The sequence below is a fragment of the Sphingomonas sp. GW821-FHT09B04 genome (assembly GCF_059418285.1).
In genome coordinates, this window is the sequence record NZ_JBWKPO010000004.1 from 483086 (window position 1) to 508523 (window position 25438).

The following is a 25438-nucleotide window of genomic DNA, read 5'->3' on the forward strand; positions in this document are numbered from 1 at the left end:
GGTGGGTGCCGCCAAAGGCAACATGGGTGGCGTCATGTGGTGCGCCAGCAAAGCGATTCTGTTGTGGACGAAAGCCGGTTGAAGCCCGGCCCGGCTTGCGCGAAGCTGACGGCATGATGATCCGCCGCACCCTGCTCGCTGCTTCGCTTCTCGCGCCGCTCGCCGCCCTGGCCCAGACCGTGCCCCCGGCTCCGCCGGTCGCCGCGCCCGCCCCGGCGCCGACGCCCAGGCCCGCGACGCAGAAGGTGGCAATCGAGACCAGCCTCGGCCGCATCGTGCTAGAACTCGAGACCGAACGCGCGCCCGTCACGGCGCGTAATTTCCTGCGCTATGCCGATCAGAAGCGGCTCGACGGGATTGGCTTCTATCGTTCGGTCAAGGTCGCGGACAAATTCGGCTTCGTGCAGTTCGGCGTCGAGGGGAATCCCAAGCGCATCCTCCCCCCGATCGCGCATGAGCCGACGACCAGGACCGGCGTCAAGCACGTCGATGGTGCCATCTCGACCGCGCGCCTCGCCCCCGGCAGTGCACGCGGCGAGTTCACGATCAGCGTCGGCGACCAGACCTCGCTCGATGCCAATCCCTCGGCACCGGGCGACAATCTCGGCTACGCGGCGTTCGGCAAGGTGGTCGAGGGGATGGACGTGATCTGGAAAATCCTCGACTCCCCCACCTCGCCGACGCGCGGCGAGGGCGTGATGAAGGGCCAGATGCTCGAACCCCGGATCAAGGTGCTGAGCGTGCGGCGCGTGTCCTGACGCGGGTCAGGAGAGCAGAACCACGAAGATCAGCGCCCAGATTGCAAGCGAAAGGCTAATTGCGACAAAAAAACCGACAGCCAACGGGAACTGCCGGTCTCTTCGAGTGGGTTGATCGAGCATGGCTTGTCACCGCAGCGTTCGGCATCTTTCACCCACAGGGTGAACGCCGCGGCGTCAGCAAAGTTCCCGCTCAACGCTGCCGGGCGGCATCCGCTGCGCGCAGGATACGCAGCACGTTGCCCGACCAGATCTTGGCGATGTCGGTCTCCGAATAACCCGCGGCCAGCAGCCGCTCGGTAACCTTCGGCAGCGCGGTGATGTCCTCGAACCCGCGCACCCCGCCGCCGCCGTCCCAGTCGGCGCCCATGCAGACGTGGTCCGGCCCGGCGACTTTGAGGAGGTAGAGCAGGTTGGTCATGAAATTCTCGAAGTCGGTGTCCTGCACCGGCGCAACCTTGTCGAGCGCCCGGACTTGCGCGGTCAGCTTGGCCTGCTCCTCCGGCGAAAGCGTCCCGATCTTGTCGACCAGCGCCGACAGCCGGTTGCGCTCGTCAGTATAGTTCATCTTGGTCAGGAACACGCTGTTCATGCACACCGCCCCGCCCTTTGCCGCGAGCTTGCGGATACGGTCGTCGTCGATGTTGCGGTTGTGCCCCCACAGCGCCTTAGGCCCCGAGTGCGAGAGGATGATCGGGGCCTTACTGAGCGCGAGCAACTGGTCGAACGTCAAGTCGGACGAGTGGCTGCCGTCGATGACCATCCCCAGCCGGTTCATCTCGGTCACCCATTGCTTGCCCAGCGGCGACAGGCCTTTCCAAGTCCCCTGCCCCGTCGCGCTGTCGGCGAACTGGTTGTCCTTCGAATGGACAGGACCCGCCATCCGAACGCCGCCGTCGTAGAACGTCTTCAGCAGCGACAGATCCTCGCCCAGCGGATAGCTGTTCTCGATGCTAATGAACCCGAAGCGCAGCCCGGCCTTGTCGGCACGCACCGCCTGGTCGGCGGTCGTCACCAGCTCGATCCGGTTGGGATAGGCGCCAAGAGTCTTCTGAATCTCATCCAGCCGCTTGAGCGCGAACGCCTTGGCGTCGGCAAAGCCCTGCGGCGTCACTTCCTTCTGGGCGGTGTAGATGACGAACATCCCGCCATCGAGCGCGCCGGTGTCCATCCGCCCCAGATCGACCTGAGCCAGATCGGTCTCCCAAGCGTGGCGGTCGCCGAACTTCCAGTTGGGGTTGGAGAACCAGACCGGCGTGTCGAGATGGGTATCGAGCGTCAGCAGCCGCTGGTGCAGCGATGGGGCCGGTCCCGCTTCACCCGGCTTGGCCTGCGGCGACGAGCAGGAAGCGGCGGCAAGGGCGAGCAAAGGCAGGCTGATCAAACGCATCGAAGGCTCCATCCACTGGGAAGTGGACGGAACCTATCGAATACGCGCCTCAATACAAGGCGATGCGGTTGCAGATCGTTACCGGACCGGTTTGACGTCCAGCCCGGTCCACTTCGCTGCGAACGCCCAGAGGTCGGACGTCTCCTCGATCACCTTATCGGTCGGCTTACCCGATCCGTGACCCGCGCGGGTTTCGATGCGGACGAGATGCGGCTTGGGACCGATATCCGCCGCCTGCAGCGCCGCGGTATACTTGAAGGTATGACCGGGCACCACGCGATCGTCGGTGTCGGCGGTGGTCGCAAGGATCGCAGGATAGGTCTTGCCTGAAGCGATGTTGTGATAGGGCGAATAGCCGCGCAGCACCTTCCACTCCGCCTCCTTTGACGGGTGGCCGTAATCGTCGACCCAGTAGCGGCCGGCGGTCCAGCGGTCGAAGCGCAGCATGTCCATCACGCCGACAGCGGGCAATGCAGCCGCGAACAGGTCGGGCCGCTGGTTCACCACCGCCCCCACCAGCAGACCGCCGTTCGAGCCGCCCTGTATGGCGAGACCGTCCTTCCTGGTGATGCCTTGCGCGATCAGATACTCGCCGGCACCGATGAAATCGTCGAACGTGTTCTGCTTGTTGGCGAGCCGGCCGCCATTGTGCCACGCCTTGCCATATTCGCCACCGCCGCGGATGTTGGCGAGGACGAACACGCCGCCCTGCTCCATCCAGGCGACCCGCGATGCCGAGAAGGCCGGGCCGTAGCTGACGTTGAACCCACCATAACCCCAGAGCAGTGTCGGCGCGGGACCGGTCACGTCCTTCCGCTTGACGATGAACATCGGCACCCTGGTGCCGTCCTTCGAAGTGAAGAAACGCTGCTCGACGCGGTACTTCGCCGGGTCGAACGCGACCTTAGGCTGCGCCCAGACGGTCGACTCGCCCGTCTTCACATCATAGCGATAGACGGTCTTGGGCATGTTGAAGCTGGTGAACGAATAGAACATCTCGCTGTTGTCGGCGTCGCCGCTCGATCCAGCGATGCTGCCGATGCCAGGGGTCGTAACCTTGCCGAGCAGTTTGCCGTCGAGCGAATAGCGGCGCATCTCGTCCTTGGCGTCGACCATGTAGCTCACGAGCAGTTGTCCGCCGACGATTCCTGCTCCCTCCAGCGTCGCCTTGTCCTCAGGGATCAGCTCGAGCGCGACTGGGTTCGCCGCCGCGACGTCCATCGTCACGACCTTGAGCTTCGGCGCCCCCTTGTTGGTCGTCCAGTAGAAGCGCGTGCCGACATTACCGGCGAGGCTCCAGCGATTCTCCAGCCCAGCGATCAATTTGCGTGGCTTGGCGCCGGCAGTCTTGAGGTCGAGCAGTGTGATCTCGTAGCGATCGTCGGTGCCCTCGCTGGTGGTGATCACCAGCCAGCTGCCGTCGTCGGTCACCTGCACGAAATGGCCGCGCTTCGGCGTCTCTGGTGTCGAGTAGATCAGCCGATCAGCGCTCTGTGGGGTACCGATCTTGTGGAAATAGACCGACTGGTTCTCGTTAAGCTGCTGGAACGCCTGCCCCTCAGCTGGCGCAGGAAAGCGCGAGTAATAGAAGCCGGAACCGTCCTTCGCCCAGGCGAGGTTGCTGAACTTCATCCATTTGACTTCATCGTCCAGCGTCTTGCCGGTCGCGACGTCGAGCACCTTGACGGTGCGCCAGTCGCTACCGCCGTCCTGGATGCCATAGACGAGCAGCTTGCCGTCCTCTGACGGGACCCATTCCGACAATGCGGTCGCACCGTCCTTGGCCCAGCTATTGGGGTCGATCAGCACGCGACCGGGACCATTCAGGCTGTCACGCACCCACAGCACCGACTGATTCTGAAGGCCGGTATTATGGCTGTAGAAATAATGCCCGCCTTTACGGGTGGGAGCCTCGAAACGCTCATAGTCGAACAGCTGCTTGATCCGGCTTCGGAAGGCATCGCGGCCGGGCAACGCCGCCAGATAAGCATCGGTCAGCTTGTTCTGCGCTTCGACCCACGCCGCGACTTCCCTATCGTTGCGCACGTCATTCTCGAGCCAGCGATAGGGGTCGGCGACCTTCTGGCCGAAACTCTCGTCAGTGACGTCGACGCGCTTGGTTTCTGGATAGGCGATCGGGGCAGGCATTGTGCTGGGCGACTCCGGGCTGGCATGGGCGATGGGGGCTGCAAACAGCAGCGGAAGGGCGATCAGCGACGCGTGGCGCATTGGTCTCTCCGGTTACGGGAATGGCGACAGCCTATTCCGGTGGCGCTGAGGGTCAAGCAGACCGGTTGACGAGTTGACACAAATGCAGGGATTTTCGGCGAACGCACCGCTAACGCGCCGGAGAAGCAGCGGGTTGGCGCCGGTAACGCACCAGCTGCGCGCCGCTGACGCCGCAGCGGCGCGCCGGAACCGCACCGGGACGCGTCAATCGCGCACCATCGACGCGACGGCATCGCGACAGCGCGTGGCCGAAGGATCGGGAAGTGTTCGCGCTAAGGCGATTCATCGCTGAGGATAAACCAGCTGAAATCCAACCTTGAAAGAGGCCGACACCCATCGCCTCAGACGAACGGCCCAAGCCCCGTCGAATAGCTGACCCAGCCCATCACCAACAGCGGCAGCGCGGCGAAGCCAATCGCAACCGTATTGCCTGCACGATTTCCTGCGTTCGGACGCATCTGAACCTCCGGCGCGAGGACAATTCCCCGCTGCACTGTCACTCAGATGGGAAGTCATTTCGGTTTCGAAAGAGGAGCTATTCTTTCGAGGCAAAAATACATGCTTCGCACATAGCAAAAGGGCGGCCGCACCAGAGTGCGACCGCCCTTTCGATTGGCTTGCGAGCGCGGATCAGGCCGCGGCGTCGAAATCCTCGTCGTTCAGGACCGGACCCGAATCCTGGCCCTTGGCCGAGACGTCGCGATCGACGAACTCGATGATCGCCATCGGCGAGGCGTCCGAAGCGCGCGGGCCGGCCTTGATGATGCGGGTATAGCCGCCGTTGCGATCGGCGTAGCGCGCGGCCAGCACGTCGAACAGCTTCACCAGCTGCACGTCGTCAAGCAGACGGGCATGGGCGAGACGGCGGTTCGAAAGACCACCCTTCTTCGCCAGCGTGACCAGCTTTTCGACGTAGGGACGCAGTTCCTTCGCCTTGGCGACGGTGGTGGTGATCTGCTCGTGCTTGATCAGCGCGGCCGACATGTTGCGGAACAGCGCAATGCGATGTGCCGAGGTACGCTGAAGCTTACGACCGCCGTATTTATGGCGCATGGGTATTTCCTTTCAGTTCGTTCGGGGGCCGTATCAGGTACCCCGGACCAGGCAGCACTTGGGGTGGCTGCCAATAACCCTTCTTCCAGGAGGCCCGCCGCGGCAAAGCCGCGGCGTCAGACGGAGCCTTCGGCCCCGCTGGCCGGGCTGACGCTGTCTCCGGGTTAGCGTCGCTAACCCGGCGCAGCTTAGCCCATGATTTCCTGCTCGAGCTTCTTGGCCATCTCTTCGATGTTCTCAGGCGGCCAGCCCGGGATTTCCATGCCGAGGCGCAGACCCATCGACGACAGCACTTCCTTGATTTCGTTCAGCGACTTGCGGCCGAAATTCGGGGTGCGCAGCATCTCGGCTTCGGTCTTCTGAACCAGATCGCCGATATAGATGATGTTGTCGTTCTTGAGGCAGTTGGCCGAACGGACCGACAGCTCGAGCTCGTCCACCTTCTTGAGAAGGTAGCGGTTGATCGTCGCGGTATCGCCCGCACCGCCTTCCGACGCAGCCGGAGCGGCCACGCCGATCGGCGCCGAACGGGTGACGGCCGAATCGTCGAAGTGGACGAACAGCGCCAGCTGATCCTGCAGGATGCGTGCGGCATAGGCCACGGCGTCCTCAGGGGTCACGGTGCCGTCGGTCTCGACCGAGAGGCTCAGCTTGTCATAGTCGAGTTCCTGCCCGACGCGGGTGTTCTCGACCTTGTAGCTGACCTGACGGACCGGCGAGTAAAGCGCGTCGACCGGGATCAGGCCGATCGGCGCATCGGCCGGACGGTTCGACGCGGCGGGAACATAGCCCTTACCGGTATCGGCGACGAGTTCCATGTTGAGCGTCGCGCCATCGTCGAGATGGCACAGCACCAGTTCGGGGTTCATCACTTCGATGTCGCCCGAAACGGCGATGTCGCCAGCCTTGACTTCGGCCGGGCCGGTCGCGCTCAGCTGAAGGCGCTTGGCGCCCTCGCCCTGCATGCGCAGCGCGATCTGCTTCACGTTGAGCACGAGGTCGGTCACGTCCTCACGCACGCCGGCGAGCGACGAGAATTCGTGAAGGACGTTCTCGATCTTGATCGAGGTCACCGCCGCACCCTGAAGCGACGAGAGCAGCACGCGGCGCAGCGCGTTGCCGAGCGTCAGGCCGAAGCCGCGCTCCAGCGGTTCAGCGACGAAGGTCGCCTTCCGCTTGCCGTCACCGCCCTTTTTCTCAAGGCCGTTCGGCTTCTTCAGTTCCTGCCAGTTCTTTGCGTTGACAGACACAGGCTTCCCCTGGGTTGGGCAGGACGGGGGGAAGTCCTGCCAGGATTGGAGCCGCCTCCGGCCCGGATCCGGCACCCCGGATCCGCGGCGGAGGCGGAAAGTCAAATCAGACGCGGCGGCGCTTGCTGGGGCGAACGCCGTTATGCGGGATCGAGGTCACGTCGCGGATCGACGTGATCTGGAAACCAACCGCCTGCAGCGCGCGCAGTGCCGACTCACGGCCCGAACCCGGACCCTTAACCTCGACCTCGAGCGTGCGGACGCCGTGCTCGGCAGCCTTGCGGCCCGCGTCTTCAGCTGCGACCTGCGCGGCGTACGGGGTCGACTTGCGCGAGCCCTTGAAGCCCATCATGCCGGCCGACGACCAGCTGATCGCGTTGCCCTGGGCATCGGTGATCGTGATCATGGTGTTGTTGAAGCTGGCGTTCACATGGGCGACGCCTGCAGTGATGTTCTTGCGTTCGCGACGGCGAATACGCTGCGGAGCTTGTGCCATTATTCAGTAATCCTTCGAATCTGCGAAGAAGGCGGGCCGCCGGTCAAGCGGCCCAGCGGCTTACTTCTTCTTACCAGCGATCGGCTTCGCCTTGCCCTTGCGGGTGCGCGCATTGGTATGCGTGCGCTGACCGCGGACAGGCAGGCCCTTGCGGTGACGCAGGCCGCGATAGCAGGCGAGGTCCATCAGACGCTTGATGTTCATCGCGGTTTCGCGACGAAGATCGCCTTCGACGGTGTAGGCACCGTCGATGGTTTCGCGGATGTGAAGCACTTCCTGGTCGGTCAGGTCCTGCACGCGACGCTCGGCAGTGATGCCCAGCTTCGTCGTGATTTCCTTGGCCTTCGCAGGGCCGATGCCGTGGATATACTGAAGCGCGATCAGTACGCGCTTGTTCGTCGGGAGGTTAACACCCGCAATACGTGCCATGAATCTTGTTCTCCCAGCTCCACGGGGCGTGCATGGCAGCAAACCCCATCTCGTAGCGTTGACCCGAAACGCAGTCGCGCGGCACACGCTCAATAGCGCTGCCGGTCGAACGGGTTTCGGAAGATGCGCGACATATGGAGTCGGACCCGCGCTGTCAAGCGCCGGGACCGATGCGTTCCGCGTCACAGTGACATACACCATCCGGCGGGTGCGGCCAAGCGAATGACGATCAGCCGCCCTGTTCGGCCGCTGTCTTCAATCCTGGCATCTGCGCGCCGATCACGCCATCCACCGCCGCTGCGAATCCGGGCAGCCCGGCGGGATGGTAGCCTCCGGCGACATAAATGACGATGAGCTCCGTCCCCTGCCCCGCCGGCTTGAGCGTGAAAGTCATTGTCGCGCTCACCGCACCGCTCTGCAGCGGGCCGAACGCGCCGGATATGCGCAGCGCCTTGCCGCGCACGGCATAGATGGTGCGGCCATGTTCGACGCCACCGCCCGCCAGTTTCTCGCACCAGCAACCGCCGGGGCGCGTGTCCCAGCTGATGTTGGCGCTGTCACCCGAATAGGTGTGATCCTTGCTCCACCAGACCGCGGGCCGGGCGATCGTATCCCACACCTTCTCAGGCGGCGCAGCGATGACCAGCTTATGAGTCGATACGAACCCGCCCGGCTCGGATTTTGTCACTTCGGCCGCCGCGGGCCAGCCGGCCAGCAACGCCGCCGCCACGATCATCTTGCGCATCGTTTGCCCTCCTGTGCGCAAAGGCTGATCCTGCCGCGACACGCCGTCAAATCATTTCGCAGCGGCATTCAATCGCCCGGCAGGTCGATGGCCGCGACCAACCCCGGGCTGTTGTCGCCAAGGCTGAGGCGGCCATTGTGAAGCCGCGCGACGCTGTCGACGAGCGCGAGGCCGAGCCCGGCGCCGGACTGGCCGCGTGCATCATCGAGCCGGCCGAAGCGGGCGAGTGCGGCAGCGCGATCGGCTTCGGCGATGCCGGGTCCCTCGTCGGCCACGGACAGCGCCACGCCGCCGCCCGGCGTTCGGGCGAGACTCAGGCGAATCTGCGTGCCAGGTGCATATTTGAGCGCATTGTCGATGAGGTTCGCCAACGCCTGCGACAGGAGTTCGCGATGCACCGGGCGCGCGCTCAGCGGTTCGGCGGGCAATTCGACCGAGAGCGTGGCGCCCGCATCCTCGACGACGGGCGCGTAGAGTTCGCCAAGCTCCTCGAGGATTTCGGCGAGGTCGACGCGCTGGAAGGTCCCGGCGCGCCCCGCTTCGGCACGCGAGATCTCCAGCAAAGTACTCAGCATCCGGAGCATGATGTCCGCCTCGGCGAGTATCCCCGTAAGCGCGGTGTCGCGCTGCGCCGGATCTGCGGCGGCCGCGGCCTGCTCGGCACGGCTGCGCAAGCGCATCAGCGGGGAGCGGAGGTCGTGACCGACGCTGTCGGTAACCACGCGCAGTTCGCTGACCAGCCGCTCAATCCGCTCGAGCATGCCGTCAACGCGCGCGCCGAGCCGGTCGAACGCATCGCCGCCCGTTCGTCGCAGGCCTACCCGGCGCGACATGTCACCCGCGGCTGCGCCATCGACGACATCGGCGATCCGGTCAACGCGGCGGGCGACATAGCGGCTGACGATCATCCCGCCGACGACACCAAGCAGGATCGCCGCGGCAATCGCCCAGAACAGGGCGCGCTCGATCGCCCGCTGGGTTCGTTCCCAATCGTTGAGAAGGCGTCCGGCGACCAGATAGTCGCGGCCGAGCGGACGCGTGATGGTGCCGGCTTCGCTCGCCGACCATGGCGCATCGGCGCCGATCACCCCGATTGCGAACCCGGCGCGCGGGGCGTTGCGCAACTGCGCCGGGCCCACGCCGATCCGCCGACCGCCCTTTGCGTCCACGACCAGCGCAACGAGTGAATCGTCGTCCGCGCTGGCTTCGTCGATCGCGGCGGTCAATGCGGCGATGCCGCCCGAGCGATGGACCGAGGCGAGGGTCGCTGCCTGTTCGGTGGCGTCGCGGCGCAGAACCTCGATTGCGTCGTCATGGGTCTGCTGCCAGACCAAAATGGCGAGCGCGAGCGCCGTCGCGATCGAAAGCAGTGCCGTCAGCACGGCGATCCGGACCGTGACCGGGAGGCGGTTCACCGATCCACGGCCAGCCGGTACCCGGCGCCACGCACGGTATGCAGGATCGGCGGTTCCATCCCGTCTTCGAGCTTACGCCGGAGGCGGCCCATATGGACATCGACGACGTTCGATCCGGGGTCGAAGTGATAATTCCAGACCTTTTCGAGCATCATCGTCCGGGTCACCACCTGCCCCGCGTTCCGCGCGAGATATTCGAGCAGCGCGAACTCACGCCCCCCGATCACCAGCTGGCGTCCCTGACGCGTCACGGTACGCGCAATCAGGTCGACTTCCAGATCGCCGACGACAAGCCGCGCGGGCGGGGTGCCGGAAACGCCGGTCGACGAACCGGCACGCCGCAGCAGCGCACCGACGCGGGCGAGCAGTTCCGAAAAGGCGAAGGGCTTGGGGAGATAATCATCCGCCCCCGCATCGAGCCCCGCGATGCGGTCGTCCACGGTGCCCAGCGCCGAGAGCACCAGCACCGGCGTCGTGATTCCGGCCGCCCGGATCGCAGCGATCATGGCCAGCCCGTCGAGGCCGGGCAGCATGCGATCCGCAACGATCGCATCAAAGACGCCCTCGCTGGCCAGGAACAAACCATCGCGCCCGTCGCGCGTCTGCTCCGCGGCGAAGCCCGCCTCCGTCAGCCCCTTGGCGATGTAGGCGGCGGTGGCTGCGTCATCCTCGACGATCAATATTTTTCGGGTCATCGACGACGCCTCGTGTTGCGGCGATCCGGGAGCTTCCCCCCATCGCCGGGAAGCTAATGACGCAGAAGGTCGGCGGAAAGGGGATTCCGCCGACCTTCGATCAGGCCAAGAAGACAGGTCGCTCGGGAATTACGACGCCTTCTTCGCCTTGTGGTGCTTCGTGACCTTCACGGCCTTGGCCGGCTTCTCGGCCTTTACCGGCTTCTCGGCCCGGGGAGTCGAGGTCATCGACTTGGCCGTAGCGAGGGTCGGAGCGGCGATCAGCGACAGGGCGACGGCGGAGAACAAGATCTTGCGCATAGCTTCAGGTCCACATCGTTTCCGGGAGAGGCCAAACGCCGCGCCCTGCCCCGCTTCTAGGCCACCCTACCCGTCGTGACGGTGACCGGCAGATGAAGAGTTTTTCATTTTACGGGCGCATCCTTGGCGGCGGTGCTGCGGTCGAGGAAGTCGAGGATCGTCTTCCACAGATGGACGCTGACGCCCGGTCCGCCGACCTTGTGGGTCTGGCCGGGGTACAGCATCACTTCGAACGGCACCGCCGCGCCCTGCAGCTTCGACATCATTACCGTCGAATGCTCGAGCACGACATTGTCGTCGGCCATGCCGTGGATCAGCAGCAGCGGATCGCTGATCTTCGTGGCGTCGGCGACGGTGTTGGCCTTGTCATAGGCGCCCTGCACCTTGCGCGGATCGCCCATGTAACGCTCGGTATAATGGGTGTCGTACAGCTCCCACTTGCTCACCGGCGCGCCCGAGACGCCCGCCGCGAAGGTGCCCGGCGCGGCCTGGAGCATCTTGAGCGTCATATAGCCGCCGTACGACCAGCCATAGGTGGTGATCTTGGCCGGATCGACGAAATCGAGCGTCTTCAGATAGGCTGCACCGGCAAGCTGGTCCTGAACCTCGACCCCGCCCATCGCCTGGAACAGATGATCCTCGAACGCCTTGCCGCGATTGGCTGCGCCGCGATTGTCGAGCACGAACCAGATATAGCCGCGATCGACGATATACTGCTGAAGCGCGCCACCCCATTGGGCGCTCACCTGCTGCGAATGCGGGCCGCCATAATGCTGGAAGAACACCGGGTATTTCTTGCCCGGCTCCAGCCTGGGCGTGATCATTTCCCAGTGCAGGATCGTGCCGTCTGCGGCCTTGATCGTCCCGAACTGCTTGGCGCGATGCGCGGCGAGATAGGGCGCATAGGGGTGATCGCCCGCGACCTTGTTCTCATTGACCCAGGCCAGGCGCTTGCCCGCCGCGTCGGTCAGCATCACCTGGGTCGGCTGGTCGCCCTTCGAGCGCGTGACGACGATGCGGCTCGCCGTGTCATTGGTTTTGGCGGCGTACCAGAAGCCCGGCTCGCTGATCCGCGTGATCGCACCGGGCTTGTTCAGGTCGAGGGTGTAGAGGTGCCGCTCGAGCACACCATCCTTGTTGGCAAGGAAAGTCACCCGCCCCTTCGCCTCGTCCACGCCGACCAGCTCGGCGACTTCCCAGTCGCCCTTGGTCAGCTGGGTCCAGCTGCCGTCCTTGAAGCGATAGAGATGGCCATGACCGTCCCGCTCGGACCACCAGATCAGGCTGCCGTCCTTGAGCGGGCGATAGGCGTCGGACAAATTGACCCAGCTGCGCTCGCCCGACTTCTCGCTGAACAGGATACGCGACGTGCCGGTGGCGGGATCGACCGCGAGCATGTCGAGCACGGTCTGCGCGCGGTTCTGGCGCTGAACGAGCAAGGTCTTGCCGTCAGGTGACCAGTCGACGCGGGCGAGATAGATGTCGGTTTCGGTGCCGAGGTCGACCTTTACCTTGCCGCTGCCGTCGGGGTTGATGACATAGAGGTTGACCAGCACGTTGGCAGTGCCCGCCTTGGGATAGCGCTGGTTATAGACCCGCGTCCCCTCAGCGCCGATCGCCGCGCGGCTGACGATACCAACCGGCGACTCATCGAAACGCTGGACGGCGATCCGCTTGTCGTCGGGCGACCACCAGTAACCGGTGCGGCGCCCCATCTCTTCCTGCGCGACGAACTCCGCCTCGCCGAAATAGACATTGCCCTTGCCCTCGGTGGTTGCCTTGCTCTCCGCGCCGGTGGCGAGATTGAGCACCACCAGATTCTGGTCGCGAACATAGGATGCGAAATGGCCGCCGGGGCTGATCTCGGGATTCAGCTCCCCCGCCTCGCTCTTGGTCAGGCGCCGCACGTCGCCGGTCAGCGTCGCGAGGTAGAGATCGCCGTCGAGCGGCACGAGGACCGACTTGCCGTCGGGCGCCCAGTCATAGGCGACGATGCCGCGCGTCCCGCCGACACGCGCGCGCTCGCGCTGCATCTTCTCCGCCTCGGACAGTTCGGCGCCGGTGCCGACCTTCTTGCTGTCGACCAGCATCCGCCACTCACCCGATGTGGTATCCATCGCCCACAAATCATAGCGGTCGCGATCCTCGGCGCGGTTGCGCAGCACCGTCACGAACTTGCCGTCGGGCGAGAGCTTCAGCGAGCGCGGATTGCTCCCGGCAATGTCCGGGCTGGCGAAGACGCGTTCCAGCGTCAGCTTCTGGGGCGCCGCCTGTTGCGCTTCAGCCGGCATCGCCCACACGCCCGCCATCATCACACCCGCCAGCCATCGCTTCATCAAACCTCTCCGGAACAAGCCGCTGCTTATTGCGGAGCGTTCACGAGCGGTAAAGCGCCATGACCGTTGAACGGTAAACGGTTTGGGGGAATATCCATTCACGGAACGGACGCGTAACGGTGCGAGTTGTCGCACAGTCCAGTAAAAGAGGAACGATCATGACCAAGCGAATGACCAAAGGCATCGCTACCCTCGCCCTCATGGCGACGGTGTTTGCACCGATCGCGGTCGCTGCGCAGGAGAATGACCTGCAGGGCATCCGCTCGAGCCGGGGCGATTCCGAATTGCGGGATCGCGGCTACAAGCTGGAAAAGACATCGGGCGATTCACAATTCTGGTGGAACTCGCGCACCGACACCTGCATTCGCGTGAAGGTATGGCGCGGCCGCTATGAGGCAATCTCGAGCGCCTCCAAGTCCGATTGCGGTAAGGGTGGTGGCCCCTCGGCCGGCGTAGTGGTCGGCGCGGCGGTCGCGATCGGCCTGATCGCGGCGTTGGCGAGCAAGAAGGACAAGGGTCCCGACTATAAGCGCGGCTACGACGACGGCCTGAACGGCAACCCCTATGATCGTAACGGCAACGACCGCTATCGCGAAGGCTATCAGGCCGGCGAGACCGAGGCGCAGAAGCGTCCCGATCCGCAACGCGATCCCGAATACAAGCGCGGCTATGACGACGGCCGGTACGGCAGAGCCTATGACCGTCGCGGCAACGACCGCTATCGCGACGGCTATCAGGCGGGTCAGAACGACACGGGTCGCCCCGATCCGCAACGCGACCTCGACTATAAGCGCGGCTATGACGACGGTCTGTACGGCAGAAACTATGACCGTCGCGGCAACGACCGCTATCGCGAGGGCTTTCAGGCCGGCCAGAACGACGCGCGTCGCCCCGATCCCCAGCGTGACCCCGATTATAAGCGCGGCTATGACGACGGCCTGTACGGTCAGACCTATGACCGCCGCGGCAACGATCGTTACCGCGAAGGCTATCAGGCCGGCCAGAACGATGCACGCAACCGCCCGGACGACCGCGGCTCGCTCCGCAATGTGCCGCAGGTCGCACGCGACGCCTGCGCCAACCGCGCCGACAACGATCTGAATGCGCGTCGCGGAACCAGCGTTCCGATCAGCGCCCGCGAACTCGGCCGCGGCGATTGGGAAATCGTCGTCGAGACCGGGCGCGAGCGTTCGCGCTGCACGGTCGATTCGCGCGGCTATGTGCGCAGCCTGAACGCTTATTGATCCAGCTCGGGCCGCGCTTCGGACAGCACGAAGCGCGGCCCGGGTCCGTTGGCCGCCATCCGGTCATCGGGATTGTAAAGGCCGCAGGTCTTGAGAGACAGACAACCACAGCCAATGCAGCTGTCCAGCGTCGCACGCGTCCGCTCGAGCAGCGCGATGCGACGGTCGATTTCCTTACGAAAATGGCGGCTGATCCGTTCCCAGTCTGCCTGAGTCGGCGCCCGCCCCTGCGGCAGTTGCGCCAGCTCGGCGCAGATCTCCTCGATCGTCAGTCCCAGCTTTTGCGCGATCAGCGTGAAGGACAGCCGCCTTATGTCCGACCGCAGGAAGCGCCGCTGGTTGCCGCCAGTACGGATCGGCGAGACCAGTCCCCGCCCCTCATAGAACCGGATCGCGGAGACCGACAGGCCGGTCCGCGCGGCGAGATCGCCGATCGTCAGCAGGTCACATCCGCGCATTTCCGGTCCTCGCAATTTTCGCTTGATCTCAACTTAAGTTGAGGTTGTACCGGGGGCGGGCACTCATGCAACCGCAAAGGATATGTGGATGTCCGGCCCGATCATCGAACACGTCAACCTCACAGTCACTAACCCCGCCCGCACCGCCGAGCTCATGGAGCGGCTGTTCGGCTGGCACATCCGCTGGGAGGGCCCGGCGCGCGACGGGGGCACTTCGATCCATGTCGGGGACGAGCGCTTCTACATCGCGCTCTACGCGCCCCCGGGCGAACCGGAGGCGCGTTTCCCGAAGGGCGCGCCGCTCAACCATCTTGGCATTCTGGTCCGCGATCTCGACGCGATCGAGGACAAGGTCACGCGGGCCGGGCTGAAACCGTTCGCGCATGGCGACTATTCGCCCGGCCGCCGCTTCTACTTCCTCGACTATGACGGGATCGAGTTCGAGATCGTCTCCTATGGCTGACGCGCCAGCGGCACTGCGCAGATGCTGAGCATGCGGTTCGCGATCTCGCGTTCACCCATCACCACCTCGCCCGCGCCCGCTGCTTCGAGATGCGCAACCTCGGCATCCGAATGCGCGCGGGCAACGATCGCGATATCGGGCCGGATCTTGCGGACCCCCTCGATCACCGCGCCGCCCTCGAACCCTTCGGGGATCGCGATCAGCAGCTTGCTCGCACGTTCAATCCCCGCCGCCTCCAGCGCGGCGGGGTCGAGCGCGTTGCCGCGCACTACGTTCAGTCCAGCTTCCTTCGCCTCCTTGGCGGTGTCGGCCTGATCCTCGATCAGGATGAAGCTGCGGTCGCGCATCTTCAGGTCGTGCGCGATCAGCTTGCCGACGCGACCATAGCCAATCAGCACGACATGGTCGTGCAGGTCAGCGGTATCGGCGGGCGCCTCGACCGGATCGACCTTCTCCTGCCGCTTGGGTACGAGCCAGTTGAAGATAAACGGATTGACGAAGATCGACAGCAGCGCGCCCGCCAGGATCAGGTCGCGGCCTGCCGCCGGCAGGATCGCGAGGCTGGTGCCCAGCGTGGCGAGGATGAACGAGAATTCGCCGATCTGCGCGAGGCTTGCCGCCGCGGTGATCGCGGTGCGATGGTTATGCTTGAGCGCGCGGACGATCAGATAGGCCGCGACCGACTTGCCGAAGACGATGATCAGCACGGTTGCAACCAGCGCCAGCGGCTGATCGAGCACGATCTGCGGATTGAACAGCATCCCGACCGAGACGAAGAACAGGACCGCGAACGCATCGCGCAGCGGCAAGGTCTCCTCGGTCGCCTGACGGCTGAGCGGGGTCTCGCCAAGGATCATGCCGGCGAAGAAGGCGCCCAGCGCGAACGACACGTCGAACACCACCGCCGCGCCAAAGGCGACGCCCAGCGCGATGGCGAGCACCGCGAGGCGGAACAGCTCGCGCGAGCCGGTATGGACGACCCAGTGCAGCGCCCAGGGAATGACCCGGCGGCCCACCACCAGCATCACGAAAAGGAAGCCGGTGATCTTGAATCCGGTCTGGGCGAGCGGCACCAGCAGCGCCGACCAGGTCGCGGGCGCATCGCCCTTCATCACCTCGGCCAGCGCAGGCAGCAGCACCAGCGCGAGCACCATCACCAGATCTTCGACGATCAGCCAGCCGACCGCGATGCGTCCGCGCTCGGTATCGACGATGCCGAAACTCTGCAGCGCGCGCAGCAGCACCACGGTGCTGGCGACCGACAACGCGAGACCGAAGACAAAGCCGGCGAGCGGGTCCCAGCCCATCGTCCAGCTCAGCCCCATACCCATGAGCGTCGCGACCGCGATCTGGCCGATTGCGCCGGGTACCGCGACATTCTTCACCGACAGCAGGTCGCGCAACGAGAAGTGCAGGCCGACGCCGAACATCAGCAGGATCACACCGATCTCGGCGAGCTCGGCTGCAAGATCGCCGTCGCCGACGAAGCCGGGCGTGTGCGGGCCGACGAGGATACCGGCGAGCAGATAGCCCGCAATGGGGGAGACCTTCAGCTTATGGGCGATCGACCCCATGATGAAGGCAATGACGAGGCCGGCGACGATGGTGGCGATGAGCGGCGTGTGATGCATAGGCAATGGTGTCCCTGTTTAGTGCCCGGGCCGTCAATGCGGCCCGGGTGGCGGCTCACTCGGTCGTCGCGCCGACCAGAACCGCGGCAATCGCGGCGCTTCCGGCAATCCCGCTCCAGATCGCGGGTGCAAACCACCAAGGCGGCCGTTTGTTGCGTGGCGTTTCCATGACGTGTCTCCCAATATCGCCGCCCGCAGGCGGCGGGTTGGCAAGGGAAGGTCAGGAAAGCGGCGGACCACGCGGGCTGCCGGCCAGATCAGGGGGTAACGGCAATGCAGGCGCTGCGGTCAACGGCCTGGGAGCGGGAGGAAGGCTGAATTTCGGCGATGGAATCACGACTGGCAGCGGCACGACGGCGAGCGCATCGCCCTGCCCGCTTGCTGGCTCATCGTCGCGGCGGATGGTCTCTGCGACGATACGCGGTTGAGCGCGGCCAGGTTGCAGCGCAACCGCGGTGGTCGCGGGATTGAAGGCGGAACCGAGCGTCATGGTGCGCGGCATACCGACCGGCACCAACGAGGACAGCAGCGCAGTCGCAAGCGCGAGCCAGAGCGACGCGAGGTAAAGCGGCAACCGCTGCCGCATCATCGTCGTGGTTCGGATCGCCCGGGTCGCCATCCACCCAACCTAGTATCGACGCGCCGAGATGCAATCGCGCCCGGCAGCTCAGCGCGGAATTGACATGACGACGCGGCGATTCTTCGCCCGACCCGCAGGGTCGTCCTTGCCGTCGGACGCCAGATTAGCCGCAAGCGGTTCAGCTTCGCCCTTCCCCGTCGCCAGAAACTGGCGCTGGCGAATCCCCACCTGCTCGCCCATCCAGTCAGCTACCGCCTGCGCGCGTCGCCTGGACAAAGCGAAGTTATAGGCATCATCGCCCTTGGCATCGGTGTGACCAATAACCTCCACGGCGCCGGGCGGCGCCTGACGTATGAGCTCAGCGACCTTGGTCAGATTGGCCGTTGCCGTCGGTGTCAGATCGGCGCGATCGAACTCGAACAACGTGTCCGCCGGCAAATCGACGATAGTCCGGGTTTCGGTCGCGCGAACGTTGAGGCCGCTGATGTCGGCGTTCAGCGAACTGACCGCCCCGGTGAGCGATCCACCGGTAGTCGCAGCGGGCAATGGCTCGGTCTCCGGCCTGACCGGCGTTGCGGCAGGCTCGACGCTATTGGCGGGAGCCGCGTTATTGTCCGAACACCCCGCCAGCAGCAATGCGGCGATCAGCGCCTGCTTCACCGCGTCACCGGCACGCCGTCGAACGGCACCACGCCGGGGATGTTGATCGATACGGTCTTGCTCGTGGCAGGCGGTGCCGGAAATTTGAGCCACACGATCTGCGGCGAACGGCCCAGTGGGAACGACAGATTGTCCTTGCTGCCCGACGAGAGCGGCGCAGCGAGCGGCTTGCCTATGGCGTCCTTGAGAACACCGAGCTGGCGGGCGCTGGCGTCGTCGATCACGCTGATATCGTCGACCTTAAGATATTGCGACCCGGTGCCGCCGGTATAGCTGAGCTGGACGGTCATCACGTCGCCCGTCACCGCGACCTTGTTGAGCGCGACCTGCGCCCCCTGCGGTCCGGGCTGCGTCTGAATCACGGCCTGGACTGGTGCCGGACTGGGCGTTGCGGTCACTTCGGCCCGTGTCACGCCGGACGCGCTGTTTTCAACCGGCGCGGTCGTGGCAACTGTCGTCTGATTGGTGTCAGGCGCCGTGTTGCAAGCGGCGAGCACACCCAGAACCAACACGGGTGCACAACTACGGACCATCCTCATCATCTTCTCCCGGCTAAGCCGGGCAACTACGTTCGGACGCCGCCCGGGTTCCGAAACGAAGCGGGGCGCGGAAAGCCTCGCCTTCCGCGCCCCGCGCTGTTCGTCTGACGACGCAGCTTACTCGGCTGCGACGGTACCCTTGGCCGGACGCGGGTCGCGACGCTCGGCGATACGCGCCGACTTGCCGGTGCGGCCGCGCAGGTAATAGAGCTTCGCACGACGCACGACGCCGCGACGGACGACTTCGATGCTGTCGATGTTCGGCGAATAGAGCGGGAAGACGCGCTCGACGCCCTCACCGAACGAAATCTTGCGAACGGTGAAGTTGCTGCCCATGCCCTTGTTGGAGCGCGCGATGCAGACGCCTTCATAGTTCTGAACGCGGGTGCGCTCGCCTTCGACGACCTTCACGCCGACCTTCAGCGTGTCGCCGGGGCGGAAATCGGGGATCTTCTTGTCGGCCAGGAACTTCGCAACGTTCTCGGCCTCGATCTGCTGGATGAGGTTCATCTCATTCGTCCTTCTTTTGCCGCGCGCCAGAGGGAGACTGGACCCGAGCGCCCTCATGGCGCTCCCAAAGATCCGGCCTCCTTAGCCGTGTATCGATCTCTGCCTGTTGCTTTCGCCAGGCCGCGATCTTCGCATGATCCCCCGATCGCAGCACTTGCGGGATCGTGCGCCCTTCCCATTCGACGGGCCGGGTATATTGCGGATATTCGAGCAAGCCGCTTTCGAAGCTTTCCTCGACCCCGCTGGAAGGCGCGCCCATTACGCCGGGAAGCAGGCGAATGCAAGCGTCAAGCAGGACCAGTGCCCCCATCTCCCCGCCCGAGAGGATATAGTCGCCGATCGACACCGGTTCGATGCCGCGCGCCTCGAACAAACGCTCGTCAAACCCTTCGAACCGGCCGCACAGGATCGAGACGCCGGGCCCGGCCGCCAGCGCACGAACGCGCTCCTGCGTCAGCGGCGCGCCGCGCGGGGTCATGGCGAGCATCGGCCGGTCGTAGCCGACGCTGTCGCAGGCGGCGGCGAGGATGTCCGCCTTGAGCACCATCCCGGCCCCGCCGCCCGCCGGCGTATCATCGACCGTGCGATGCTTGTCGGTGGCGAAGTCGCGGATCTGGACGGTGTTGAGCGACCACTTCCCCTCCCCCAGCGCACGTCCGGCAATCGAGGTGCCGAGTGGCCCGGGGAACATCTCCGGGTAGAGGGTCAGGACGGTTGCGGCGAAGCTCATTGCGTCAAATGGTCCAGTCTTCGATGCGAAGCCCGGGCACGTCCCGGAAGTCGCGAACATTGTGCGTCACCAGCGTCGCGCCCAGCGCCAGCGCGTGTGCGGCGATCAACCGGTCGAGCTTGCCCCGCGCCTTGCGAGCGGCCGGAAACCGCCGCGCCGCGGCAGCGTCGAACGGCAACACGAGCACGCTTTCGACAAAAGCGTCCGCAGAGGCAAGCGCGCCCTGCGCCAGCTCGGCAAACGAAATGGCGGAGATCGCCACTCCCTCCTCGCGCTCCGCCCGCAATGCGACGCGGCACCCGGGATCACGCAGGATGCGGATGCAGATATCCGTATCCAGCAGGAACCGCGTCATTGCCGTGCCCTTACTTCCCCGGCTGCGGCGCGAAGCGCAGCGCCTGGATCGTCGGCGGATTGGTCGGTGCGAGCAGGATCTGCCCGTCGAGCTTGCCCTTCTCGCAATTCCAGCGGAAGTTGGCCGTCATATAGCCCTGCGGTCGCAACGGTTCGGCAGTTGCACAGGTGCCCACAATATCCTTGATCCGCGCGAACTCCTTCGCCCAATTTTCCGCCGAGCGGTCCATCAGAAAGTTCATCGCCAGCCTGCCGTCGAGCGGCTTAAGCCCGCCCGCCTGATACGCCGCACGGGCTGAATCCTGAATCTGGCCGAGCAGCGGGTTGAGCGGCGTTTCGCGCGGCGCAATCACACCACTGCGGGCCAGCGCCCAGAGCGACTTCCACACCGGGAGCGACGGCCCCTGATAGGTGCGGTTGGCAAAGCCGAACGCCGCGGCGCCGGTCTCCGGCGCGAGCACCACGAAGCTGCCGTAACCCGGATAGCCGCCGCCATGCGCCAGCGTCAGGCCCAAATTGCAGTCCGGGGTGACGCGAAAGCCCATGCCATAGGCACCGGCATGAACGCATTTATCGTCCGGCGCGGCGCCCGGCCGCGGCGTGATGCGAACGAAATTCAGGCCCTGCGCCATCTCGCGCACCGTGGCGCGCTTGACCGGTCCGGTGTCGGCGCCATCCCGCGCGGGCCATGCCGAGAGCAGGAAAGCGACCCATTTAGCATAGTCGTTCGCGGTGGTGACGAGGCCTCCCATGGCGCCGAACGCACCATCGCGCATCTGCGGCTCTTCGACCCAGCGTTCATTCTCCCAGCGATAGCCGACCGCGAGCTTGTCCTTGGGCACCTCGCCCACGTCATAGGTCGAGGCGGCCATGCCGAGCGGGCGCAGGATCGTGTCACGGATATAGGCCTGATAGGGTTTGCCCGAGACGTTGGAGACGATGCGGCCGAGCAGCGCATAGCCATAGTTGGAATATTCGTGCTGGCTCTGCCCGACGCGGCTCCACGGCACACCTGCCGCGATCATCGCGCTGAACTCCGCCTCGGTCAGCACCTGTTGCCGGTCGCCCCACGGATCGTCGGTGACCATGCCGCCGACATGCTGGAGCAGGTCGCGGATGCGGATGCGCGGGGCATCGCTGGTCGGATATTTCCAGCCGCGCATCTGCGGAATGTGCTTTTCGGCAAGGTCGTCGAGCGACAGCTTACCGTCGTCGCGCAGCTTGAGGATGGCGAGCGCGGTGAACGCCTTGCTCATCGACGCGATGCGGAAACGCGTGTCCATCGCCACTGGCGGCCCGCCGATCGTCTGGACGCCCTGCGCAGAGGAAAGCGTGATCTTGCCGTCCCTGACCACAGCATAGACAAGGCCGGGCACCGGCGTCTGTTTCTGGAATTGCGCGAAGGCCTCGCCAACCTCATCGGCCGCAGAATAGCTCGGAACCGCCTCAGGAAGCTGCGTTTGCGCCGCCTGCCTTGCCTGGACGGTCAGGGGGGCCGCGAGCAGAGCGGTAAACACCGTCAAGTTGACGAAGTTGACACTTTTGGCGGGTTTCCGCGGGCGGGTGTCAAGCGGGGTGGTGGCGGCCAAAGGGCTCTGATCCGGATGCATCGTCATGCCCACAGGCAACCAGAGAAATTCCAACTTTGGAAGCAAAAATCAGCCGTTGCGACCGCTGCGCAGCGCTTCCGCCCAATCCTCCCGCCCCTCGCGCTCGGCCTTGGCGGCGGCGGAGAGATGGTCATAGGGGATCGCGCACAATTCGACCGTGGCGCCGCTCACCAGCGCATAGCGGGCGAGCGGGTCACCATTCTCCACCGAATAGAAGGCGGGATGGTCATCGGTATAGGCCTGAAGCCCAACGCTACCGGGATTGGCGATAATGCGACCATCGGCCAGCGTCGTGACGCGTGCGACATGGGTGTGGCCGCACAGGATCAGCGGCGCGGTGGCACCGTCCAGCCGTTCCACGATCTCGGCATCGGAGGCATCGCGGAGGCCAATGCCCTCGACACTATGGATCAGATGCTCGACATCGCCGCGCGGGCTGCCGTGAATGCAGAGAATGCCGTCCAGTGCTAGCGTCTCGGGCTGCGCCGCAAGCCAGGTGAGATGCGCGTCGCTGAGACAACCCCGCGCAAAGCAGTCCGAGGCGTTCATCCGCTCGAGCGAATGGGTGAGCAGTTGCCGCTCGTGATTGCCTGCGATCGTGGGCCAGCCTTCACGCATCAGCAGATCGGCGGTTTCGGCGGGCCAGAGCGGGCCGGACAGGCTGTCGCCGAGATTGATGAAGCCAGCCGCTCCTGCGGCGCGGGCGTCGGCGATGACCGCTTCGAGCGCGGGAAGGTTGCCGTGGATATCGGAGAGGATCGCCAGCATCGGGCCGGCTATTCCGCCCATCCGTCAGCGACGGTGAGCGTAGAGTCATCCCAGCGCGGCACTGCAGCGGACTGCATCGGGATCATGAAGCGCCTGGCGCCTTGCTTCTCGATCGGAGTCCGTTCGATCTCGATCACGTCACCCGCGCCGAAATTCTCGACCGTGACGACGGTACCGATCGCGTCCCCGGCTTCGGAGACCGCAGCGAGACCGATCAGGTCGGCATGATAATATTCGCCGTCTTCAAGTGGCGGCAACGCCGTTCGCGGCACAGCAAGCTCGGTACCGCGCATCTTTTCGGCAGCGGTCCGGTCGGCGATTTCGGCGAAACGGGCGATGGCGCCGTTATTGCCGCTACGCACCGACTTGAGCGTCAGCGCGCCGCCGTTGAAACTGCGGTGCGCGGACAGGTCTTCGGTGAAGACCTTGAGACGGACCTCCCCCGTCACACCGTGCGCGCCGATGATGACGGCGAGCGTGACGGGGGTGTCCTTAGCCAAGGGTCAGCCCTCAGCCTTTTCCTCGGTCGCGTCCGCGGCCGGGGTTTCGTCAGCAGCCACTTCAGCGGCCGGAGCCTCTTCTGCGACAGCTTCAGCAACCTGCTCGGCTTCCGCAGTCGGCGCTTCGGTCGCTGCTTCGACTTCGGCGGCGACGACTTCGACGGTCTCGGCCTGCGCTTCCTCGACGGCAGCTTCCTCGACAGCGGCTTCGGCGGCAGGAGCCTCCTCGACGACTTCCGGCTCAGGCGCAGGTGCGGCGGCTGCCTCGGCAGCGGCTTCCTCGGCGGCCTTCAGCTTCTCGGCGCGCTCTTCAGCGCGCTCGACGGCCTTCTCGCCCGGCTTGCCCTTGTTCGGGTTGTTCTTGGCTGCACGCTCCTTGACGCCGGTGACGTCAAGGAAGCGGGCGACGCGGTCGGTCGGCTGCGCGCCGACGCTCAGCCAATGCTTCGCGCGGTCGGTGTCGAGCTTGATGCGGTCGGCATTGTCCTTGGCGAGAAGCGGGTTGTAGGTGCCGATCTTCTCGATGAACTTACCGTCACGCGGCGAACGCGCGTCCGCCACGACGATGCGGTAATAAGGGCGCTTCTTCGAACCGCCACGCGACAGACGCATGCTGAGTGCCATTGGTAGTCTTCCTTCTTAAAAGTCTGAAATAGTTACTTCTTGTTATTCAAAAGCTTTGCGAGATCGGGGGGAATCTCGGTGCCGGCGGGCAATCCGGGGATGCCGCCGCCGGGGCCGCCGAGCTTGCCCATCATCTCACCCATTTGCGGACCGCCCAGCGCATTGCCGAGGCCGCCCATGCCCCCCTTGCCGAGCATCCCGAGCATCCCCTTGAGGCCGCCCATCTTCTTGATGCGCTTCATCGCGGTGGACATTTCGAGGTGCATCTTGAGCAGCTTGTTCACGTCCTGGACGGTCGTGCCCGAACCCTTGGCGATGCGGATCTTGCGCTTGGCGTTGATCAGCTCGGGCTTGGTGCGCTCCTTGGGCGTCATCGACGTGATCATCGCGTCCATGCGAAGCAGGATGCGTTCGTCGACCGCGCCATTGGCCATTGCAGCCTGCGCCTTCTTCATGCCCGGGATCATCCCGGCGAGCGCGCCAAGGCCGCCCATACGGCGCATCTGGGCAAGCTGGCCGCGCAGGTCGTTCATATCGAACTGGCCCTTGGCCAGCCGCGCCGCCATCTTCTCGGCGTCTTCCTGCTCGATCGCCTGAGCGGCCTTCTCGACCAGCGAGACGACGTCGCCCATGCCGAGGATACGGCCGGCAACGCGCTGCGGGTGGAACGGCTCGATCGCGTCGAGCTTTTCGCCGACGCCGGCGAATTTGATCGGCTTGCCGGTGACGGCACGCATCGACAGCGCAGCGCCGCCACGCGCATCGCCATCCATGCGGGTAAGCACGACGCCGGTGAGCGGCACCTGATCGCCGAAGCTCTGCGCGACGTTGACCGCGTCCTGACCGGTCAGGCTGTCGACGACGAGGAGGATTTCCTGCGGCTTCGAGATGTCGGCGACCGCCTTCATCTCGTCCATCAGTTGCTGGTCGACGTGCAGGCGGCCCGCGGTGTCGAGCATCAGCACGTCGAAGCCCTGAAGCTTCGCGGCCTGAAGCGCGCGGCGGGCGATGTCGACCGGCTGCTGGCCCGCGACGATCGGGAGCGTCGCACCCTCGATCTGGGTGCCGAGTACCGCGAGCTGTTCCTGCGCGGCGGGACGATTGACGTCGAGCGACGCCATCATCACCTTTTTGCCCTGCTTCTTGAGCAGTTTGGCGATCTTGGCGGTGGTGGTGGTCTTACCCGAGCCCTGCAGACCGACCATCATCACGACGGCGGGCGGGGTGACGTCGAGCGCGAGTTCGGCCGTGTCCGGCCCGAGCATCGCGATCAGCGCGTCGTTGACGATCTTGACGACCTGCTGACCCGGCGTGACCGAGCGCAGCACCTTCTCACCGACCGCCTGTTCGGTGACGGTTTCGACGAACTGGCGTGCGACGGGGAGCGCGACGTCGGCCTCGAGCAGCGCGATCCGCACTTCGCGCATCGCGGTCCGCACATCGGCTTCGGTCAGCGCGCCACGGCCCTTGAGACGGTCGAATACGCCGCCAAGCCGCTCGCTCAGACTATCGAACACTCGCTTCTCCAATCTATCCCGGGGCCGAAACGCATAAAACGCCGGCGGACGAAACCTCGTCAGCCAGCGCGCCCTTGGGCAACATACGTCACGTTCCTAGGAACGGTCGGAGGCGCGCTTAGCCGGAAACGAAGATAGGTGCAACCATCTCCGA

The 25438-nt window shown here is 65.1% G+C and carries 26 protein-coding genes and 1 pseudogene; 3 read left to right on the forward strand and 24 right to left on the reverse strand.

The genetic code is table 11. The features are described from left to right. Positions 1-113 precede the first annotated feature (113 nt). The gene (locus AC07NK_RS15385; protein WP_495171473.1) at positions 114-758 is read left to right on the forward strand and encodes a peptidylprolyl isomerase; all 645 of its coding nucleotides are present in this window, start codon (positions 114-116) and stop codon (positions 756-758) included. 193 nt (positions 759-951) lie between these two features. Here AC07NK_RS15385 and AC07NK_RS15390 read toward each other — a convergent pair whose 3' ends face one another. The 11 genes from AC07NK_RS15390 to AC07NK_RS15440 form a co-directional block, all read right to left on the reverse strand. After that, positions 952-2148, reverse strand: coding sequence for a dipeptidase (locus tag AC07NK_RS15390; protein WP_495171474.1), 1197 nt, complete (start codon positions 2146-2148; stop codon positions 952-954). 78 nt (positions 2149-2226) lie between these two features. Further along, the gene (locus AC07NK_RS15395) at positions 2227-4377 is read right to left on the reverse strand and encodes a prolyl oligopeptidase family serine peptidase (RefSeq protein ID WP_495171475.1); all 2151 of its coding nucleotides are present in this window, start codon (positions 4375-4377) and stop codon (positions 2227-2229) included. A gap of 630 nt (positions 4378-5007) precedes the next feature. After that, positions 5008-5430: a 50S ribosomal protein L17 gene (gene rplQ, locus AC07NK_RS15400; protein ID WP_495171476.1), complete on the reverse strand. Its 423-nt coding sequence runs from the start codon at positions 5428-5430 to the stop codon at positions 5008-5010. 188 nt (positions 5431-5618) lie between these two features. Further along, positions 5619-6680: a DNA-directed RNA polymerase subunit alpha gene (locus AC07NK_RS15405; protein WP_495171477.1), complete on the reverse strand. Its 1062-nt coding sequence runs from the start codon at positions 6678-6680 to the stop codon at positions 5619-5621. 106 nt (positions 6681-6786) lie between these two features. Next, complete coding sequence (gene rpsK / locus AC07NK_RS15410; RefSeq protein WP_325282517.1) at positions 6787-7176, reverse strand: 30S ribosomal protein S11; 390 nt, start codon at positions 7174-7176, stop codon at positions 6787-6789. Positions 7177-7236: 60 nt separating this feature from the next. Continuing rightward, entirely contained in the window at positions 7237-7605 is a 369-nt protein-coding gene (gene rpsM, locus AC07NK_RS15415; RefSeq protein ID WP_495171478.1) for a 30S ribosomal protein S13, read from the reverse strand. 229 nt (positions 7606-7834) lie between these two features. Then, positions 7835-8350, reverse strand: coding sequence for an SRPBCC family protein (locus AC07NK_RS15420; RefSeq protein ID WP_495171479.1), 516 nt, complete (start codon positions 8348-8350; stop codon positions 7835-7837). Positions 8351-8418: 68 nt separating this feature from the next. Beyond that, positions 8419-9765, reverse strand: a complete 1347-nt coding sequence (locus tag AC07NK_RS15425; RefSeq protein WP_495171480.1) for a HAMP domain-containing sensor histidine kinase — start codon at positions 9763-9765, stop codon at positions 8419-8421. Further along, positions 9762-10460, reverse strand: a complete 699-nt coding sequence (locus AC07NK_RS15430; protein ID WP_495171481.1) for a winged helix-turn-helix domain-containing protein — start codon at positions 10458-10460, stop codon at positions 9762-9764. Before AC07NK_RS15430 ends, AC07NK_RS15425 begins: the two co-directional genes overlap by 4 nt. 129 nt (positions 10461-10589) lie before the next feature. Next, positions 10590-10760, reverse strand: a complete 171-nt coding sequence (locus tag AC07NK_RS15435) for a hypothetical protein (protein WP_495171482.1) — start codon at positions 10758-10760, stop codon at positions 10590-10592. Positions 10761-10864: 104 nt separating this feature from the next. Beyond that, positions 10865-13096, reverse strand: coding sequence for a S9 family peptidase (locus AC07NK_RS15440; protein ID WP_495171483.1), 2232 nt, complete (start codon positions 13094-13096; stop codon positions 10865-10867). Between the two features lie 158 nt (positions 13097-13254). Here AC07NK_RS15440 and AC07NK_RS15445 point away from each other — a divergent pair, with 158 nt between their 5' ends. Beyond that, positions 13255-14340, forward strand: a complete 1086-nt coding sequence (locus AC07NK_RS15445; protein WP_495171484.1) for a hypothetical protein — start codon at positions 13255-13257, stop codon at positions 14338-14340. On the opposite strand, the gene soxR is transcribed toward AC07NK_RS15445, so the two are convergent. Beyond that, positions 14334-14798 (reverse strand): redox-sensitive transcriptional activator SoxR, encoded by a 465-nt coding sequence (soxR, locus tag AC07NK_RS15450; RefSeq protein ID WP_495171485.1) that lies wholly within the window; start codon positions 14796-14798, stop codon positions 14334-14336. The genes AC07NK_RS15445 and soxR overlap by 7 nt on opposite strands. 88 nt (positions 14799-14886) lie before the next feature. Here soxR and AC07NK_RS15455 point away from each other — a divergent pair, with 88 nt between their 5' ends. Continuing rightward, positions 14887-15261 (forward strand): VOC family protein, encoded by a 375-nt coding sequence (locus AC07NK_RS15455; protein ID WP_495171486.1) that lies wholly within the window; start codon positions 14887-14889, stop codon positions 15259-15261. On the opposite strand, the gene AC07NK_RS15460 is transcribed toward AC07NK_RS15455, so the two are convergent. The 12 genes and pseudogenes from AC07NK_RS15460 to ffh all read right to left on the reverse strand — a co-directional run bounded on the left by AC07NK_RS15460 (position 15252) and on the right by ffh (position 25284). Then, positions 15252-16892, reverse strand: coding sequence for a cation:proton antiporter domain-containing protein (locus tag AC07NK_RS15460; RefSeq protein ID WP_495171487.1), 1641 nt, complete (start codon positions 16890-16892; stop codon positions 15252-15254). The two genes, AC07NK_RS15455 and AC07NK_RS15460, sit on opposite strands and share 10 nt — an antisense overlap. Positions 16893-17112: 220 nt before the next feature. Next, complete coding sequence (locus AC07NK_RS15465; RefSeq protein WP_495171488.1) at positions 17113-17511, reverse strand: hypothetical protein; 399 nt, start codon at positions 17509-17511, stop codon at positions 17113-17115. A 48-nt stretch (positions 17512-17559) separates the two neighbouring features. Continuing rightward, positions 17560-18132: an OmpA family protein gene (locus AC07NK_RS15470; RefSeq protein ID WP_495171489.1), complete on the reverse strand. Its 573-nt coding sequence runs from the start codon at positions 18130-18132 to the stop codon at positions 17560-17562. Next, the gene (locus AC07NK_RS15475; protein WP_495171490.1) at positions 18129-18530 is read right to left on the reverse strand and encodes a hypothetical protein; all 402 of its coding nucleotides are present in this window, start codon (positions 18528-18530) and stop codon (positions 18129-18131) included. The genes AC07NK_RS15470 and AC07NK_RS15475 overlap by 4 nt, the downstream gene beginning before the upstream one ends. A gap of 258 nt (positions 18531-18788) precedes the next feature. Continuing rightward, a complete protein-coding gene (gene rplS, locus AC07NK_RS15480; protein ID WP_495171491.1) occupies positions 18789-19181 on the reverse strand; it encodes a 50S ribosomal protein L19 in 393 nt (130 codons plus the stop codon). Position 19182: 1 nt separating this feature from the next. Then, positions 19183-19911 carry a tRNA (guanosine(37)-N1)-methyltransferase TrmD gene (gene trmD, locus AC07NK_RS15485; protein ID WP_495171492.1) on the reverse strand — a complete coding sequence of 243 codons (729 nt, stop codon included), beginning with the start codon at positions 19909-19911 and terminating at the stop codon, positions 19183-19185. A 4-nt stretch (positions 19912-19915) separates the two neighbouring features. Further along, positions 19916-20266, reverse strand: a complete 351-nt coding sequence (locus AC07NK_RS15490) for a type II toxin-antitoxin system VapC family toxin (protein WP_495171493.1) — start codon at positions 20264-20266, stop codon at positions 19916-19918. A gap of 10 nt (positions 20267-20276) precedes the next feature. Beyond that, positions 20277-21881: a serine hydrolase domain-containing protein gene (locus AC07NK_RS15495; protein ID WP_495171494.1), complete on the reverse strand. Its 1605-nt coding sequence runs from the start codon at positions 21879-21881 to the stop codon at positions 20277-20279. Positions 21882-21923: 42 nt separating this feature from the next. Beyond that, positions 21924-22664: a metallophosphoesterase family protein gene (locus tag AC07NK_RS15500; RefSeq protein WP_495171495.1), complete on the reverse strand. Its 741-nt coding sequence runs from the start codon at positions 22662-22664 to the stop codon at positions 21924-21926. Continuing rightward, positions 22652-23143 (reverse strand): ribosome maturation factor RimM, encoded by a 492-nt coding sequence (gene rimM / locus AC07NK_RS15505; protein ID WP_495171496.1) that lies wholly within the window; start codon positions 23141-23143, stop codon positions 22652-22654. Before rimM ends, AC07NK_RS15500 begins: the two co-directional genes overlap by 13 nt. Before the next feature lie 189 nt (positions 23144-23332). Beyond that, positions 23333-23767 (reverse strand): annotated as a pseudogene (gene rpsP / locus AC07NK_RS15510) (30S ribosomal protein S16); the annotation flags it as partial. A 32-nt stretch (positions 23768-23799) separates the two neighbouring features. Beyond that, entirely contained in the window at positions 23800-25284 is a 1485-nt protein-coding gene (gene ffh / locus AC07NK_RS15515; protein ID WP_495171497.1) for a signal recognition particle protein, read from the reverse strand. Positions 25285-25438: the final 154 nt, after the last annotated feature.

Coding starts and splice junctions, on each gene's coding strand:
- rplS (WP_495171491.1), bottom strand. CDS start 19,181: ATGAACCTCATCCAGCAGATCGAGGCCGAGAACGTTGCGAAGTTCCTG.
- AC07NK_RS15440 (WP_495171483.1), bottom strand. CDS start 13,096: ATGAAGCGATGGCTGGCGGGTGTGATGATGGCGGGCGTGTGGGCGATG.
- rplQ (WP_495171476.1), bottom strand. CDS start 5,430: ATGCGCCATAAATACGGCGGTCGTAAGCTTCAGCGTACCTCGGCACAT.
- AC07NK_RS15490 (WP_495171493.1), bottom strand. CDS start 20,266: ATGACGCGGTTCCTGCTGGATACGGATATCTGCATCCGCATCCTGCGT.
- AC07NK_RS15395 (WP_495171475.1), bottom strand. CDS start 4,377: ATGCGCCACGCGTCGCTGATCGCCCTTCCGCTGCTGTTTGCAGCCCCC.
- AC07NK_RS15390 (WP_495171474.1), bottom strand. CDS start 2,148: ATGCGTTTGATCAGCCTGCCTTTGCTCGCCCTTGCCGCCGCTTCCTGC.
- AC07NK_RS15430 (WP_495171481.1), bottom strand. CDS start 10,460: ATGACCCGAAAAATATTGATCGTCGAGGATGACGCAGCCACCGCCGCC.
- AC07NK_RS15420 (WP_495171479.1), bottom strand. CDS start 8,350: ATGCGCAAGATGATCGTGGCGGCGGCGTTGCTGGCCGGCTGGCCCGCG.
- AC07NK_RS15495 (WP_495171494.1), bottom strand. CDS start 21,881: ATGACGATGCATCCGGATCAGAGCCCTTTGGCCGCCACCACCCCGCTT.
- rpsK (WP_325282517.1), bottom strand. CDS start 7,176: ATGGCACAAGCTCCGCAGCGTATTCGCCGTCGCGAACGCAAGAACATC.
- AC07NK_RS15455 (WP_495171486.1), top strand. CDS start 14,887: ATGTCCGGCCCGATCATCGAACACGTCAACCTCACAGTCACTAACCCC.
- soxR (WP_495171485.1), bottom strand. CDS start 14,798: ATGCGCGGATGTGACCTGCTGACGATCGGCGATCTCGCCGCGCGGACC.
- AC07NK_RS15445 (WP_495171484.1), top strand. CDS start 13,255: ATGACCAAGCGAATGACCAAAGGCATCGCTACCCTCGCCCTCATGGCG.
- AC07NK_RS15500 (WP_495171495.1), bottom strand. CDS start 22,664: ATGGGCGGAATAGCCGGCCCGATGCTGGCGATCCTCTCCGATATCCAC.
- AC07NK_RS15385 (WP_495171473.1), top strand. CDS start 114: ATGATGATCCGCCGCACCCTGCTCGCTGCTTCGCTTCTCGCGCCGCTC.
- trmD (WP_495171492.1), bottom strand. CDS start 19,911: ATGAGCTTCGCCGCAACCGTCCTGACCCTCTACCCGGAGATGTTCCCC.
- AC07NK_RS15435 (WP_495171482.1), bottom strand. CDS start 10,760: ATGCGCAAGATCTTGTTCTCCGCCGTCGCCCTGTCGCTGATCGCCGCT.
- AC07NK_RS15460 (WP_495171487.1), bottom strand. CDS start 16,892: ATGCATCACACGCCGCTCATCGCCACCATCGTCGCCGGCCTCGTCATT.
- AC07NK_RS15465 (WP_495171488.1), bottom strand. CDS start 17,511: ATGGCGACCCGGGCGATCCGAACCACGACGATGATGCGGCAGCGGTTG.
- rpsM (WP_495171478.1), bottom strand. CDS start 7,605: ATGGCACGTATTGCGGGTGTTAACCTCCCGACGAACAAGCGCGTACTG.